Annotated in this window: 11 protein-coding genes; 9 read left to right on the top strand and 2 right to left on the bottom strand. The window is 44.4% G+C overall.

The annotated features are described in order from the left end of the window. Positions 1-151: 151 nt before the first annotated feature. Entirely contained in the window at positions 152-1,348 is a 1,197-nt protein-coding gene (locus QUA88_RS12075) for a response regulator (protein WP_333057340.1), read from the bottom strand. Positions 1,349-2,483: 1,135 nt separating this feature from the next. Here QUA88_RS12075 and QUA88_RS12070 point away from each other — a divergent pair. The 9 genes from QUA88_RS12070 to QUA88_RS12030 all read left to right on the top strand — a co-directional run bounded on the left by QUA88_RS12070 (position 2,484) and on the right by QUA88_RS12030 (position 16,135). After that, positions 2,484-4,700, top strand: a complete 2,217-nt coding sequence (locus QUA88_RS12070; RefSeq protein WP_333207842.1) for a transporter substrate-binding domain-containing protein — start codon at positions 2,484-2,486, stop codon at positions 4,698-4,700. 196 nt (positions 4,701-4,896) lie between these two features. Beyond that, on the top strand, positions 4,897-5,790 hold the full coding sequence (locus tag QUA88_RS12065) for an RNA polymerase sigma factor (protein WP_333207843.1): 894 nt from the start codon (positions 4,897-4,899) through the stop codon (positions 5,788-5,790). Further along, positions 5,730-7,499 (top strand): tetratricopeptide repeat protein, encoded by a 1,770-nt coding sequence (locus QUA88_RS12060; RefSeq protein WP_333271867.1) that lies wholly within the window; start codon positions 5,730-5,732, stop codon positions 7,497-7,499. Before QUA88_RS12065 ends, QUA88_RS12060 begins: the two co-directional genes overlap by 61 nt. 562 nt (positions 7,500-8,061) lie before the next feature. Continuing rightward, positions 8,062-8,511, top strand: a complete 450-nt coding sequence (locus tag QUA88_RS12055) for a hypothetical protein (protein WP_333207846.1) — start codon at positions 8,062-8,064, stop codon at positions 8,509-8,511. Positions 8,512-8,846: 335 nt separating this feature from the next. Next, a complete protein-coding gene (locus QUA88_RS12050) occupies positions 8,847-9,719 on the top strand; it encodes a hypothetical protein (protein WP_333057346.1) in 873 nt (290 codons plus the stop codon). Positions 9,720-9,772: 53 nt separating this feature from the next. Further along, entirely contained in the window at positions 9,773-11,842 is a 2,070-nt protein-coding gene (locus tag QUA88_RS12045) for a hypothetical protein (protein WP_333271863.1), read from the top strand. Positions 11,843-12,004: 162 nt separating this feature from the next. Next, on the top strand, positions 12,005-13,138 hold the full coding sequence (locus QUA88_RS12040) for a patatin-like phospholipase family protein (RefSeq protein WP_333057349.1): 1,134 nt from the start codon (positions 12,005-12,007) through the stop codon (positions 13,136-13,138). 265 nt (positions 13,139-13,403) lie between these two features. Beyond that, entirely contained in the window at positions 13,404-15,071 is a 1,668-nt protein-coding gene (locus tag QUA88_RS12035) for an ABC transporter ATP-binding protein (protein WP_333057350.1), read from the top strand. A 203-nt stretch (positions 15,072-15,274) separates the two neighbouring features. Continuing rightward, positions 15,275-16,135 (top strand): class I SAM-dependent methyltransferase, encoded by an 861-nt coding sequence (locus QUA88_RS12030; RefSeq protein WP_333233731.1) that lies wholly within the window; start codon positions 15,275-15,277, stop codon positions 16,133-16,135. 249 nt (positions 16,136-16,384) lie between these two features. Here QUA88_RS12030 and QUA88_RS12025 read toward each other — a convergent pair. Then, a partial coding sequence (locus QUA88_RS12025; RefSeq protein WP_333271859.1) for an ISAs1 family transposase occupies positions 16,385-17,503 on the bottom strand: 1,119 nt, incomplete at its 5' end.

The raw sequence follows: 17,503 nt of genomic DNA, 5'->3' as shown, positions 1-17,503 counted from the left end.
ACGATAATACTTGGTTAAAGTCCCTAGATTCGCTAAAAAACCCGGTTTCTAGGCGTCGGAGTGCGTAAATCCTGACGAAAAGACGCGTTGCAGCCCGTTGATTCGCTAAAAAACCCGGTTTCTGGGTAAGATTGCGTAAGCCCCGTTTATGCTATTTGATAGCACGGGGTTGGTTCTGTTCCATCATTGACTTTAATGCCGACAGTTTTAAGTCTGTAAGGTCGCGGATGGTAATTGAGCAACCGTCTCCCAATTTAACAGCAGTGAAATAATAGCATTTGCCCAGGTAATCACTTTCTAGATGAACCTCTCCTTCAAGCGATTCTCCAGTCTCAACAACTTCTACTAATAAATCAAAGACTCCGGGACTTAATTGATTAAACAGTTTTTTGAGCACGGGTTCCCCCGCGAGTTCTGTTCGTTTTTTCCCTAAGAGTCTGGCAAAGACAGGGTTAACTACCAAGCAGCGAAAATCTTCAATTTCTCCAGCGATATCTCCCCTCACCGCCTGCACTGCGGCTATTCCATCCAGAGATGAATTTAGCAAATTTGCCAGCAGGCTGCGAGATTGGTAGGCAATTTCTGCGGTTTGCTGGTGTCGCTCGATTGCTTCTTTAAGCTGGCGTTTTTGCTGCTGGATAGTGACCTGAGTATCGAGGCGAACTAGCACTTCTTCCGGCTCAAAAGGTTTAGAGATATAGTCAACTCCTCCTACCTTAAAAGCTTTGACTTTATCAAATACTTGGTCAAGTGCGCTTAAGAAAATAATCGGAATTTCTGAGGTTTTTTCATCGGATTTGAGGGCTTCGCAGACTTGATAGCCGTCTATATCTGGCATTTTAATATCCAGCAATATAGCATCGGGGGGATGATTGCGAACTGTTCTCAAGGCCATCGCACCATTGGTTACGCAGCGAACTTTATACCCATTTTTAGTGAGAATTTCTGTTAGAAAACGCAGATTTTCTGGGAGGTCATCAACAATTAAGATGTTACCTTTGGGAGTTTCTAATTGATTGATGTCACTTGTTTCAGCCGCAGCCATCGCCATAAGTTTGCCTTCGCCTTTGGCATCGGCGAACTCACTTGTGGTGTTTTGCTTCTCTAGCAGAGAGCGAAAGTTATTCTTCGTAACTTTTTCTCCCATTACGTCTGAAAGCCGGTGCCACAGGATGGCTGCTAAATCTTTGATATGTCCTATGCTGAGGTACAAGCTGTCAGCAACAGCACTATAAGTTGCGTTTTTCCAAGCAGCTTTTAAGATTTCCTGCTCAAGAAAATTTAACGGTTTACTGGTTTTGGACTCTAAGGCTGATTCTAGAAATTCTAGGGCTTCTTCAAAAGTCATATACAAATCAATCTCATCGGGTAAGGTTTTTCAGTTTTGCACCCTAGCTTTGAGTTATACACCGTAGTAAGTCGGTGGAGAAATTCCTAATAGTGATTATGACAGACTTATTGACACTTACGCTCCTGGACGATCGCCCCCGATCCTCATTTTACCTTGTCGAAGCAAAAGTAGCGATCGCGCCCCCCTAATTCTTTGTGATGGCGATCGGCTTAAACCCTTGTCACTACAAGGCTTTTAAGTTGCTTGCCACCCCCTCGACGCCTACGACATCGACTCTTTGAAATATATAAAGCTGTTAACAAATCTGAAAAACGGGTTCATTTTTCATAAATCTGAGTTCGCTACCTAGCGGAGAACCGTATAACTCACTACCAAGGCTTGTATTTATCCAAAAGACAAGCCTTGATTAGTTTTTATATGGTCAGATAAAAACATCCGCCGATTAGCGCCGACAATTCCATTAATTTTCAGTATTATCACTGATGTATTTTAGCGCGTGATAGTGTAAACCTCACTCAGAAATATGCCCATTAGGCAAAGATCCGACTTTTCCGACTTTATGATCCGACTTTTCCGACTTGCTTTATGCCTATATTCCCAACATACTATTAATAGCATCTACCAAAAGACAGATAACAGTGCCAGTCATGCTGTCGATCTGCTCCATCTAAAGATAGATAGTAAAACCAGGGCGTCCGACTTTTCCGACTTTACGATCCGACTTTTCCGACTGACAGGGGCAGGGGAGGGGAGCGATGATAGAGATATGGAAAGGATACAGCCTCAAGAAAAAGCATTGCATCATTTTGGGATGAATTTTGTAGGGTCGATCGAAGATCCCGCCGGAAAAATAAGGGTTTTCAGCTTTGATAAAATTCAAAACCATCCCGCAAATATGCAACGCTCTTTTTGAAAAATGCTGAAAGATATGGAAGAAAGTGGGTGCACTTAGCTGTTTTCCAAGTCAAAGCGATCGCTCGGTTAACACAACAGCAATAGCATAATTCACCTATTGCTTAACAAAACCATCCAACAATAGCAACGTGCCGAAATAGGCTGCGGTTGGAGCAGAAATAAGAATTGATCGGAACCCCTGTTAATTGAACACACAAATTATCTAATTACCAGGATTATGACCATCCTTAACTACAACGAAACTACCTACCTGCAAGAAAATCCCGACGTGGCACAAGCCGTAGCTTCAGGCATTATTCCCAACGGCTTCGAGCATTGGGTAAAGTTTGGTTTTATTGAAAAAAGAAACCCACAAATTTCCTTCAACGAGCAATTTTATCTAGATGCTAACCCCCAGGTAGCAGCAGCAGTGGCCAACGGTAGTTTCTCAAGCGGATTTGAACATTATGCGCGGTTTGGAGCGGCTGAAGGTCGATCGCCCGTTGCCAGTACCACACCCACAGGATCTCAACTTCAAGAAATCTTAAAGCGCGGGTTTGTGCGGGTTGCAGTTAACGAGGATGCGATCGGATTTAGCAACCGGGAAGCCGACGGTTCTTTTAGTGGGATTGGCATTGATTTTAGTCGCGCCATTGCCACTGCTTTGTTTGGGAACCCGAATGCAGTAGAATTCGCAGTCGTCAAAGCCGGTGAAGACTTTAATAGTGTTGCCAGTGGCGCAGTGGATATCGCCGCCACTTTGCCCACTCAATCTGTGCTCCGCGATGCCAGTTTAGGAGTAGATTATTCGCCTACCGTTTTCTTCGACACTCAAGCGGTATTGGTGCGTGGTAATAGTGGAATTAGTTCTGTTAACCAGTTATCAGGAACAACCATCGGCGTATTAGCAGGAACGCGCTCTGGGCAAAATTTAATAGATGCCGCTCAACGTGCCGGAATCGCCCTCAACATCCAAACTTTCCCCTCACAAGATGCTCTGTTTGGCGCTTACGATGCGGGACAAATCGGTGCAGTTTCGATTAATCGCGGGGTGCTGAGCAATCGCATTCCCACCTTATCCAATCCGGGAAATCAAGTCATCCTGGATGAAGCCATTTCCAAAGAGCCTTTAGCACTCATCGTGCCGGAAAATCAGTCTGAATGGGCTGATGTGGTGCGGTGGGCGGTCAACGCTCCCATCCAAGCCGAATTCTTTGGCATTAACTCCCAGAATGTGAATGAATTTCTTGATGGAAATTCCGCCAGTAAGCGCTTTTTAGGCGTGGAAGGGAATTTAGGAGAATCTTTGGGACTCAAAAATGATTTTGCCTTGAAAGTTATCCAACAAATTGGTAATTACGAAGAGATTTACAATCGCAATTTCAATCCCGAAGTGCTGCCGCGCCAGCTCAATGAACTAATGTTTGTCGAGCCTGGGGGACTGCTCTATTATCCACCCTTTTCGGGGACTGACGAATTAAGTGTACCCTTAGTAAATAACGACAACCGCAACGTTTTAGAGGAAGTTTTAGACCGGGGTTTCGTGCGCGTTGGGGTGAGAAATGATGCACCTGGACTGGGTTTTGCTGACCCCAACGGCAATTTAACCGGATTTGATGTGGATTTGGGTCGGGGACTAGCAGCTTCCCTATTTGGCGACCCCAACGCAGTGGAATTCGTAATTCAGAAAACGGGGGCTCAGCGCTTCAGCGATGTCGCCAATGGCATCGTTGATGTAACTAGCCGCAATGCCACCCACAACCTCAAGCGGGATGCTTTGCTGGGGGTAGATTTTGCCCCCATTAATACTTACGATGCTCAATTTGTAGTAACACCAACCGCCAGCGGAATTACCTCTTTTGAACAGCTTGCAGGTCGCCGAATTGGCGTGAGTGCAAATACCACTTCTGAGGCAACTCTGCGAGAAAAACTGAGTGCTTCGGGTATTAATGCGGAAATCGTAGCCTTAGATAGCTTCCAGACCCTATTTGATAGTTATATCAAGGGCGAATTGGATGCGCTCACCGGCGATGGAGGTCTGATTATCTCTCGTCTTCTCACCTTACCCCCAGAGCAGCGAGACCAGCATCAGCCCTTTCCAGAAGTCTTGGGAGAGGAGCCTTTAGCAATGGTGGTGGACGAGAATCAATCCCAGTGGAAGGATGTGGTTTCTGGCGTTACTTATTCTCTTTATGAAGCGTTAGAACTGGGTTTAACTTCAGAAAATGTGCGCCAGGAAATCAATAGCTCAGATCCAGTTGTTCGCCGCTTTTTGGGAGTGGAAGGAAATGTGGGTGAAAGTCTGGGTTTGTCGAATAATTTTGCTTTGAATGCGATTTCCGCAGTGGGGAACTATAGCGAAATGACCGCTCGCAACTTCCCGGGTATTCCTGTTAGCCCTTTGCAAGCGCCTTATACCGAGGGCGGTGTCTTGTTCTCGGTTCCTTTTGCTTGATTGGCTTGAATCGGGGTGATTCATGAATCACCCTGACAACAATAAACCTTGAATATTGGCTAAGGACACTGAATCCAATCTTTAGCCGGATAAATACTCAGACTAGACTCAGCTAGATGTTTGCGGGATTGGGGTGCAACGAAAAAAGTAACAGAAAAATGTTCCTTCACATCTATCTTTCACCACCTTTAAAATCATGTCAAATTCTCAATCACTTATTGCAACAGACATTCGGTATTGTCCTGAAGATATAGAGAAAGCATTTTGGCAGCTATGGCAGCAGAATCGAGATTATCTTTACCGTTGCTGTGTCAAGTGGATGGGAGGGAATCCTACTGATGCCGAAGAGGTGCTCAGTCGCGCCATGCTCAAAGCTTGGGATAAGTTACCAGACTATGCCGAAAAAATCACCAACCTCCGAGCTTGGCTACTTTGCTTAACCCATAATCTCTGTATAGATATACACCGAGAACGTCGCCGGAAAGCAATGCAAATGGAGGATATTGAAGAAGTAGCTGCTACAGGAAGCTCAGCATTTATTTCTGGTTTGAACTCTCCTGAAGAAGCACTTCTACATCATGAGTTGGGACAGTACATTCGCCGCGCTATTGATACTCTTCCTTCTCGATTACGCAATCCGTTTATTCTGCGTTACTGCCACCAGATTGCCTATCAAGATATTGCCCAAAAACTTGCTCTCTCGCTCAATAACGTTTACAAGCGCATTCAACAGGCACGAGAAATTCTGCAAAAGCGTTTGAGCAGGTATTTGTCAGGGTTGGATGATGGTTTGTTAGATTCCTCCGAGTCGTCTCAAAAGGGGGACGTTGCCTCGATCGGGGATGATTTTGCTGTAGGGGTAGTGCCCCCGTGCCTACCGCGTCAAGATGGTGGGGCGATTCCCTACGGGATAGCTTCGCTTGACGCAGGGGAATTGCCCCTACAATCCGATGAAACGATCGCATCCGACTCGATCGCCCCCATCCCTCAGAACATTGGCGAGACAATTAATTATCAGGTAACAGCAATATGTCTAGAAACACTGCACTCCGGGTGGTATCCCTCACTCAGTCCTCTGGGGTGGAGTTGAATGCTTACCTAGTTTTAGACGAAAAGCCAGCCCGAATTGACCAGAAGCTGAAAACATTAAGTGAGTACGTGCAGCAGTATCCTTCGGGATGGAAGAAACGGTTGGAATTGGCGAATCTGCTGTATGCAATGGGTCGTATTGAGCAGGCGGTTGAGGAGTATCGCCAAGTAATCGATCGGCAGCAACCATTGATTGGCGTGCGGTTGCAATTGGGGAAACTCTTGCAGCTTATGGGACGAGAGGTTGAGGCAGTAGCGGTTTATGAAAGTGCCTCGGCCAATGCACGCAATGAGGCGACTCGGCAGCATATCAGCGGATCGATCGCACTCTGTAGAAATGACACTCAAGCCGCGATACTCGCTTTTGAGTCGGCGGCAACCCTTGAACCAGATAATGCGGCTCACTGGCTGGCCTTGGGGCAGGTGCAAAGGGGGAGAGGGGATGCGGTTGCAGCTTTGCGAGCCTTTGATACGGTTTTGTCCCTTCAGCCAGATGATGTTGTAGCGCTGATTGACAGCTATGACGCGAGTCATGCGGTGGGGAATGTGCGCCAAGCGCAGCGGCGGTTGAGCAAAGCGCTAGAGGTGGCTCCGGGTGATTTCCGAGCGCTCAAACGACTGGCGGATACTCGTTGCCGGATGAGATTGGTATCGGGTGAGGAAGGCAAACAGACTAAAAAAATAATTAGTTCTTTGCTGCAACAGGCTCCTGATGCGGCGGATGCCCGCGAGTTGCTGGCATATTATCACCTTTTCCGAGGGGAGTCGGCTAACGGGGTTGCGGTGTTGGAAGGGTTTACTGAGGAACACCCGAATCATCCTAGGGGTTGGTATTCCTATGGGCGGTGCTTGTTCCATACGGGGGAATATCAGAAAGCGGCTGAGGCGATGCTGAAGGCTTATCGTCTGTATCCCCAGGATTGTGAAATTTATCGGGCGTTGTGCGAGATTTTGCCTTTAACCTCTCCCCCAGCTCCTCTCGATCCCCCTAAATCCCCCTTAAAAAGGGGGGAGCCAGAGGAGGCAAAGTCTTCTCCTTCACGGGGGGAGCTAGAGGAGGCAAAGCCTTCTAACTGCACGGGGGGAACTCCTCTGGAAGTCCCCCTTTTTAAGGGGGATTTAGGGGGATCGAACCCTGAAGTAACCCTTGCATCAATAGTAGAAGAGATGCTCGATCGTTTTCCCCAACGCTGGAGTGTTTGGACGACGGCGGGGCGGGTGTTGGTGGAAAGTTTTCAGGAGATTGAGCGAGGGTGTGGTGTCTCTGCGAAGGGGACGCAACTTGAGCCGCAGTTACCTGATGCTTGGTTTGGTCACGGGCGGGTGTTGGCACTGGCGGGGAAACACCGGGAAGCGGTGGATGCTTTGGCGCAAGGATGGCAGTTGCTACCAGAAGAGGGGGGTTATCTGCAATCTGTGTCTGCTGCGGTGTGGCTGGGGGAGAGTTATGGAGTGTTGGGGGATGAGGTGGCGAGTCGGAAATGGTTGGAAAAGGCTTGTCAGTTCCGGGAATTGATGGAGTTTGACCCGGCTATCGCTTGTTACTGGCAAGGGAGAGCGTTGTTGGGGTTGGGGGATGTGACGGAGGCTGTGGAGGCGTATCGATGTGCGCTGAGTCGGCGGTTGCTCTACCCTTTTCGCGGGGAGGTTGAGGAGGCTGTGAAACGGCTGAAAGGTAAGAGGCGAAAGGGCGATCGGGCTAAAGCGTAGATCCTTGACTTCTTAGAGAAGTCGGGGAGCTGAACCTCTCAGAGTGCATTGAGTTAGGAAAAAACAGCCTCTAACTCGAAAAATTCAGAAATTGACCTCTGGATTCGTCTTATAGGTGTAGAGACAAAAATCAAATTTCGTCTCGACTAATCTCGAACAAAATTGAGGATAAAACCTCAATCAGAAACAACAACTAAAACTAGCAAAAAGGAGAAAAATAATGCGACGCTGGAGATTCTAACATCAAAAATCAATTCTGATAGTGGAATATTTATCAGTAATTGAACATCTGTGATTAAAAATTGATGTAGTAGGGTAGGCACTGCCGTCAGCGCCTACCCTAGATATTTTGTTGCTGACCTTAAGTTAAGGACAAAACCTGGTGCAATGGGTGGAAATTAAAATTCTTGTGCTGAGGGTACGTTGATCTAGGAAAAAACAGCCCCTAACTCGAAAAATTCAGAAAGTGACCTCTGGATTCGTCTTATAGATGTAGAGACAAAAATACAACTTCGTCTCGCCTCAAATCAGAAAATCGACAAGTAACACCATCATGAATTCAATGAAAAAAACTATGCGATTGGCCAAGATTTTGGCATTTGCTCTGTCAGTTTTGATCTTCTGTTTTCCTACAGCAGCAATGGCAGATACTTGCTCTTCTCCTGAAAATCCTGTAATTCCGCAGCCATTGAGACAGATTAAAATTGATAACGGAAGTTTCAATGTTGATACAAATATAAGATGCCTGAAAGAATCAAAAAGAATTGACACTGCTGTAGTTTCCTTAGAGCCTTCTACTGCAACTGGAATAATTGACAAGATTGAAATTACTGGTCCTGGGGGAAAACGTGAGTTTGGTTGTATGCCTAGCAAAGTGCAGCAAGGTACTAACCTAATTGAATTATGCGGTGGACCAGCGATTTTAGAAGCTGGAGATGTCAGATATCAGGCACAAGGAAGTGGTTTTGGAACAGAACCCGCGATCTTAAGCATTAACTTCAAATCTAACTAAGGGTAATCAAAAAGATAACACTCATTAGTTGGGATAAAAGAGTTTATCTAGCTGTCCTTTCAAACACACATAGCTAAATATTATTCAATATATAACTATTTGTGTTTAAATTTTATGCGATTTTTGCTCATACCAATTTTTTATGAGGCTGCATAGAATCCGATCCCCCCTAACCCCCCTTAATAAGGGGGGGACAAGAGGGTGCTCAAAGTCCCCCTCCCGCGGGGGATGCGAGGGGGATCGAAATATATGCAACGACCTATTAAATTGGTATCAGCTAATAAAGTTAACCATAAAAGCCGCAATATAACTACTGAAAATAACTCATTTAATCCATGATAAACATTCAAAAAAGCCCTAGGGGCAAAATATTCAATTCTGACTTAGCTTTTATCGCATTCTGTTTCTTCATAGCTTTATTTGGATTGGGTTATACTCTGACAATATTGCCAGAAATCGCACAATCTCAGTTAGTCAATCCAAATAGAATCTGTATTACTGGCGGTTGGAAATTTGGCTTAATTGTCACGCACATTCTCACTTTTGCGCTGATTCCGCTAGCAATGAGAATTTTTTACGACGGTTTAAAAAATTTGGGATTGGGGTTCAAAGTGATTTTTGCTTCCCAACTAGGTCTAGCTTTTATTATGGTAGCGATCGCCGCTGAAATTGGCTGGCACGTTACCCAATGCTGGTATTATCAAAACGATTTCACCATGCTGAATTTTATGTTCTACTTTTTCTTGATTTCAGCATTTGTATTGTGGTCAGATGGCCTGGTTATCAAGACAACTGCCCTCACGAGATTAGTTAACATTTTGTTCGCCATCAGTTTGTTGGTTATATCAATTTTATACCCTTTAGGTTATAAAGCTGACAACCCTACCTTTAAAGTGCCAATTTATATTGCACTTACTATAGTTTTTGGAGTCTTGACCTACCGAGGTTATCAGCTTCTCAAAGATTGGAAGATTATTCTAGTCCCAATTTTTTCAGTAGGAGTAAACTTAACTTTTGTATTTCTTCTCGACAAATATGGAGGCGATCCCTATACCAACCCCCAAGTCGCTTTAAATGCTTTATTTCATATTCTTCATGACTTAGGTGGAACAGAAGCAGGAGTTGCTATCTTCACTTGGTTAGTTTACAGCAAAGGCATTGCTGAATTCAGTCACGGTAATCAAGAAAAATTAGCAATAGAAAATTAGCAAATATGGTTATATCAATAGCTGATTCCTTGCCGATTAACAACATTTTGTTCATGATTTATCCCCTTGGACATCTCGGTATAGCTCTGATTGAATGGGTATTACTAGGTTGGGGGATTCTGCTGTGGCGGCTATCACCCAGCTTAGCGATGATTGTTTTACCTTTATTGCTAGCCAGCCTTAGCTATGACAATTTCATTCTGTCCGTAGGAAATTTAATTGGTGAAGGAGAGCTTTTAGAAATTCTCAGTAGGGTTCGCTTTCTCTTGCACGACTTAATTGTGCCGCTGTTCATTGTAATTGGTGTTGAACTTGCTCACCGTGCTGGAGCAGCTTGGGCGACTACAATAGTGCGAGTTTTATCTTGGGTAGTTGCATTCGGACTCGCGGGGATAGATATTACCACCAACTACATAGGATTGGAGTTGGAGCCAAGGTTTTTTGCGGAAATTTTGCGTTATAGCCCTGCTAACTTAACTGGCCCACCAATTATTACCATTGTAGTTAATTTGTTCATGCTACTGATTGGTATCGGTATCTGGGTCAGGCTGAAATGGTCGTGGTTATTTGTAGGAACATTTATTGCCCTACTTGGTAATGCTATGCCTTCATCTACAGTAGGTACACTCCCTGGTAGCGCATCTGAATTAGTAATGGCTCTAAGTTTGCTGTTAACAGAGGATAAAGTACAGATAATCGGCAAAAAACTAGCTAGAAACCAACAACAACAAGAGAATATATTTATGGTCAATAAAAATCCAGAAGCCGCGTTTGACTGGGAGCATATTATCCCCAAAGATGGCTACAAAATATATCAGTCAGGGAGTCACATTAAAGGAAATTTTATCCAAGTTTTCGCTCCTGATGCTCCTTACCGGGATGGGGAAGGAAAACTGAGGTTAATTACTTACTTGCACGGCTTTGCTTTGTGTCTGCCAAAATTCTATGAATCTCATTTAGAAGAATTGGCTAAGCAAGGCTATTATGTAGTTTTTCCTGATTTTCAAAACAGCCGCTATCCCGACGATATAACAACAAACAAAGCCAGTGAAGAAAAAGAACCCTTATCTTTTTGGTTGAACATTTTGAGTAAAGTAGTTTCAAAATGGGATAAATTCAAGATAGAGGATACTTTACTGCAATATCGGCGAAAGAAGATTGGCCCGGTTGTCCGCAAGCTCCTCAAACCTACCCTGTTCAAGTACCTTCGCCTTTCCTTAGCCTTGGTCGTACTATTTTTAGTAATCAAATTGTTCAAAAACCGCTATGGAAAGAATCTGAAGCAGCTTATTTACACTGTTGACCTCAGTCTTTTGCACAGCCCAGTGGAATGGATTCAACAAGCTATCGGTCTAACTGATGCAGCTTGGAAAAAATTAGGTCAAGATAATCCCAGTCTTGCTCAATCGGAGTTTGATTTTTATGTGTTCGGTCATTCTTTGGGAGGATTATTAGCCATGAGTTGGCCTCTCTATATCGAGGAAAATCAACAAAAGTTTTTACCCAAACAGATTCTTACTGCCGCTCCAGCCCCAAGTACGGACATGGGCATTCCTCAGATAGCCATCTGGATTTTAAAAATCTTCAATTCTCCGTTTACTGCCAAACCAATAAACATCCGTCAAATCGGCAGTAGGTTAATTCTACCCATTGGAATTTTGCATGGAGCAGATGACAAAATTGTGAAGCCTGGTTTTTGGATTGACCGCGCATTTGGGCAAAAAACATCTAATTTTGATTGCATCGCTAGTCACACGAAGAAAATTTACTTTTCGCTGTCTAATAAGGAGTCGAATCCTCCCTTAATTGCCTTTCACAACCAGGCCGTAACCGACACCACGTATTTTGATGATGCGTTATTTGCCAAGTTAGGTGGAGTCAAGAAACAGCCAAATATTTATAATAGCCAATATATTTGGCGAGGGTTCGATCTGGTCATGACAAACCAAGCCGATGTTAACGAGTTACTCGATAAATTCAACCAGCCAGGAAGTTTGATCGAAGTAACAGATACTTTGCCCGAAAAATCTATTGATTTTACCAAGATAGCGATCGCTCTGTTAGTTGGGCTGACTTTTTTGGGGTTAGGATATTGGTTCTGGCAATATTACACACCTGTGTAATCTCAACCCATTCTCGGAGCTCTAAAAATTCAGATATTCACCAGGGCGATCGTCTAAAAATGTAACAATGAAAAATGACAGCTAAGATTTCGTTCTCAATTCCAATCCTAACTAAAGGTTAGGCACTGTTCACTTAAAAATTAACCGATCGGGGAGGATACCATGACATTCAAAATTCTCAGCTTAGATGGCGGCGGCATCCGGGGAGTATTATCTGCTACAATTCTCAAGCAGGTAGAGACAACCATACAAGAAAAGACTGGTCAGAAATTGCATGAATATTTTGACTTGATTTCTGGCACATCCACTGGCTCAATTCTGGCGGCGGCGATTACCTGTCAGATGAATGTTCAGCAAATGATTGATTTCTACTTAGAAGAGGGAAAAAATATATTCCTACCGTCGGTTCGTGAGGCTCGAAAATGGAGAAAAGTAAGTCAAGCTCTCGGCAGTAATTTGTTATACCCCCACGAACAGGGAGAGCAGGGTTTAGCTAAAATATTGCAGAAAAAATTGATTCACCCGGAGTTGGGTTCTCCGAAAATGAGCGAGATCGATCGACCCTATATTCTGATACCTGCTTATGACGTTTATTCCCGAAACACAACGTGGTTTACGAATAACCCGGCCGATGCAAAAACGTGGTACGACAACATTGAACTCTGGAAAATCTGCACTGCCTCAGCATCAGCACCCACGTTTTTCCCCCCTTACAACCTCCCCTATAACGAGGAGCAAAGTCTTCCCCATATCGATGGCGGTGTCTCAGCCAATAACCCGGCGTTAGTGGCGATCGCCCACGCTTTGTTGATTGAAAAACAAAACAAATTACAATTGAGCGATATTGCTGTCCTCTCCATTGGCACTGGCAATACAACTTGTCCCTACAGCTATGAAGAGATCAATGAGTGGGGACAGTTGGGCTGGGCTCGGCGCCTACCGGATATGTTCATGAATCCTGCTGCTCAAAATTCTGAAGCTATCTGTTACCAAATCATGGAAAGTACAGGGGGGGATTATCTGCGTTTGGATTTCGATCTAAACCAGCGCTTCCAAGGAGAACAACAGCCCGGTCGTCTGCGACGCACGCTGACCAAGCGAGAAAAGCCCTACAACGAATACATTAAAACACAGAAGAATCAGTCTAAAGAAATCAGCGAAGAGATCGACAATCCTGACAATTGTGAAGAACTGAAAGATGCCGCTGAATGCTATCTCGATTGTGGAGAAGTTTACTATAAGAACCAAAAGGTTCCAGTTGTAGAGGCAATTCAACAGTTTATCAAGTTGGATTAGCATTGCTGCTTTAACCACCGGCAGCATCTCACTTTGGCAGCCCAGCTAGAAATCTAAGTTGTGAGGCAGGAGGCAGGAGGCAAGAGGCAGAAGGAAGGAGCCAGAAGAAGTGTTTTTACAAATATGAGATGCTCCCTTAACCACCTTCCCCTACTTGCCGAACCTCTGCTCTTTAAAACAGCCCCTGCTTAATAAGAATGCTATCCAAATTAAAACTGCCAAAGTAAAAGTATAAATCGTGCCTGTAGACAAACTCCCCTAACTCATGGAACTTATTTGGTTCTTTAAAACCCTCAACAAATACATTGCCTCCTACAAATGGCAATTCATTTTACTCTTTATCTGCCTGATATTCGACGCAGCATTCGATTCAGTCTTCCGAGCCAGCTTAAAATTTATCATCGATGCCGCCATCGTTCCCCAAAACTATAGTCTTCTGGTTCTAATCCTGTCATTGCTAGTCGTCGGAGCAATTCTATATGCCTGCATCGGTTTGCTAGGAATTTTCCTCGGAGCGCGTTTGGGCATTTTAATCACCAACAATATCCGACACTCTCTATTCGAGCATCTCCAAAGCCTTTCAATGGAGTTTTTTGGGCGACGTTCAGCCGGGGATATTGTCAATTGTCTGATTGCCGATGTCCAAAAGGTGGAAAACGGTGTAATTACAATGGGGCTGACAGTTGTTGTGTTAGAACTGTCTAACTTCCTATTTTCTCTGGTTTTCCTCTTCTTCCTCAACTGGCAATTAGCCCTGCTCAGTTTAATCGGTTTAACCCTCTGCACCATTGCCCCAGCAAAAATAGCCAGCCTTGCCACCGAAGTCGGCTATAAGTTGCTGCAAAAAGAAGGACAGATTGCCAGCGTCGTCGAAGAGAATATCCTCTCGCAAACCGTTGTCAAGATATTCGGGCTGGAGAACCAAATGACTGAGGATTTTTCCAGGGATTTGAATGACTTAAAACAGGTTTATGTCCGCGCAACCTTTCTCTCCTACTTAGTGCAGAAAGCTCCCATGATTGGTTTTGTCATGACGCAGCTTATCGTTTTAAGTATTGGTGCAGTGATGACCTACAGGAACACAATTTCTGTAGGAACTCTTACCTCCTTTCAAGTTTTAATGCTAGGATTGAATCTCAATATTCTCGGTTTAACTTCGTCACTGCCTGCATTTATCGATGGAGTAGCAGGGCTGCAACGCATCAGCGATATTTTATCAGAAACTCCGGCGATTCAGGATGCACCGGGTGCGATTGATTTACCTCACTTTTTCAGTGATATTAACTTTGACAATGTTACCTTTAGCTACTCCCAAGATAGAGGAGGAGTTAAAAATCTATCCCTGAAAATTCGCCAAGGAGACTTCGCGGTATTTGTCGGTGAAAGTGGAGCCGGCAAAAGTACAATTGTCAACTTGCTGACGCGATTTTATGACCCTGATAAAGGACGCATTCTGTTTGATGGAATTGATTTGCGTCATGCAACAATACGCTCCCTTCGTTCTCAAATTGGACTGGTTTCTCAGGATGTAATTCTCTTTAATTGCTCGGTGCGGGAAAACATCCGCATGGGCTATCTACAAGCCTCTGACGAACAAGTCGAAGCCGCAGCCAAAGCCGCCGAGATTCACCAATTTATTTTGTCCTTACCCCAAGGCTACGACACACCAGTTGGTGACAGGGGCGGACAGTTATCAGGGGGACAACGGCAAAGAATTGCCTTAGCTAGAGCCTTGGTAAGAAATCCAGCAATTCTGATTCTGGATGAAGCCACATCCGCCCTTGACCCCGCCACAGAAGCCGAAATCCTCGCCACTATCGAGCGCATCACCAAAGAACGCACAGTGATTTTCATCACCCACCGCATGGCCCATGCCTTGCGTGCGGATGTCATGTACGTGCTGGAAAACGGCAGCTTGGTTGTTAGCGGTTGACACCAATTTTTTATGAGGCTGCATAGAATCCGATCCCCCCTAGCCCCCCTTAATAAGGGGGGGACAAGATTCCGCTCACTCAAAGTCAACCCCTACTCCCCTTCTTAAGGGGGATTTAGGGGGATCGAGATATATGCAACTTCACATTAAATTGGTATGACACACAGATTTGACCTGTACTGAATATTTTGGAGTTAAAAATTATGACCGGCACAAATGATTACAAATGGCTAATTCCCTCTTCTCATAACCTAGGCTCGAAATCTCTTGAAGAAGAGAAAGCTCTCTGGGATAAAAACCATGAAGATTATACCAACACCTCTTTCAGCATCACCCAAGACCCCAAAATCTGCAAAACCCTAATCCGTCCAGAGCGCTCTCCCGGCTATGATATTCCCAACTCGCCTGACATCAAAGTCCTAATTCCCGGTTGTGGCTCGGAAATTTATCTTCAGAAAACCTTACTAGAATTTTGCCCGCAAATTGGACAAATCTACTGTACCGATTTTTCCAAAACAGCCATTGAAAAAGCACAAGCAGACTGGAAAACAGCAGATGGAGATTCCCGACTCAACAATCGGCAAATCGTGTTTGAGGAAGTAGACTCCACGCGAATCACCGAACTAAAACCGGAGTGGAACGAGAAATTTGATTACGTCCTACTCGCAAATTCCGTGGTTTCCAGTGAGGATAAAACCAACCGCGAGATGATTCGGGAATTTGGTAAAGTTCTCAAGCCAGGTGGCAAGATATACGGATATTTTCCAACCACCTTATGCTTCTTAGAAATTGCCTATTTTAGTCGCAAACACGCTCACTGTGTTACAGAGGGATTTATCGATGTCTACGGCAATAAAGTTTGGGATGCTGAGTGGCAAGAGGCTCAGATTTATTACACTCCCTTGCGGTTAAATCGCATCTTTAAAGAAGCGGGATTAAAACAACTCAGTTTGGAGATGCAGTTTTTGGACTATGAGCCTTTTGTTTCCATGTTTAAAGAGATGATAGCTCATGACGACCCGGATATCTTTCTCTGGCATCTTCTAGTTCGTTATGAAAAATAGGACTTAGGCATTTGGGCGAAGCATCTGGCTTGATGCTTCGTTTCACTCAGCATGACACATAGGCTTTGCGTAATTAGGGACACCGCCCCGTGCCCTTCTTGGTGTCAACTTAACGTCAAACGTAGTACGGGTAAACTGTCTGACGATTAGGGCTCGATCCCCCCTAGCCCCCCTTCTTAAGGGGGGGACAAGAATCTTCTCAAAGTCAACCCCTACTCCCCAACAATCAGGGGGATTTAGCAGGGTGGATTAATTGTCAAAAGAGTAAACCAGTGGGGTTAGGCTATTTGCTGACGAGCACGCGCCAGATTTAATTGGTTTGTCTTGATGAGATAAACCGAAAAGTAATTCGCTAACATATTCAAGTTGATTGGCCATAAATCTTAAAGCTTCAGGAAGTGTATTTGTACCGAGCATCCAAGCTAGAGATAGTAAAAATTGTCTGACCATTGCCCAGTTCGCAGGTGCATTGTCACCTCGATGGATGCAGTTATCCTCATTTAACGTCACATCTTTAACCCAATGCAGCCGATTCTCTATTAACCAATGTCCTCGAATTGCCGACGCAAATTGGCTTGCCGACCAATCCTTACTACTTAAATAATAATGCGTTTCATGGAAATCAACTAACCGACGACGACTTTTTTTGCCTGACCACCTACTGCCAGTTCTTTTGATAGCAATTATATGTTTGACACCCGCCCACGCTGGTAATAACTGAGTAGATACGGGATAAATTGTCGTAGAGCGAGTTGTGGTGCGGCCATGCAAGCGTTCTGAGGTTTGAGCTGAATCGATCGCGCCCACAGATGCGACTAATTTTTGAGCCACTTTAAACAAACTAGATTGATTTTTTTTGATGGTAATTATGTAGTCATTACCTCCATCAATAATTAACTGAATAGTTTTTTTTTGAGTGTGCAGTGCATCGGCAGTAATTACTACTTGAGAACCCGCAAGTTCTTGCACGAGTTCTTCGACAACTTCGATTTCACTTTGCTGCTGATTTTCCATGACTTTATGTCGGACTACCCAGCCGCGATTGTGACTGTACACAGAAACCAGGCTCACAAAATTTTGGTAAGAACTATTACCCCCAAAACTTGTACTTTTGATACTTTTACCATCAATTACCATCAATTCTCCTGGCGTGCTCGGTAATGTCTGCCCTGCCCATATATTAAAAAGGACGGCAATTACCTCAAAATCTAATGAGATAATGATGTTTCTAAAAGTTGAGTCGCATGGAAAACGAATATCTGGTGGGAGGTGAAAGAGTTTTATCAGAGTTGAGCGATGATTTTTCGTAAATTCAGCTAAGGGCTTATATCCCCAATATCCCGTACAACTGCCCAATAAAATTATCAT

Source organism: Microcoleus sp. D3_18_C2 (genome assembly GCF_036702395.1).
In the GTDB taxonomy this organism is placed as follows: domain Bacteria; phylum Cyanobacteriota; class Cyanobacteriia; order Cyanobacteriales; family Microcoleaceae; genus Microcoleus.
Note: the sequence above shows the minus strand (reverse complement) of the source record. Positions and strands in the feature narration are given on the sequence as shown.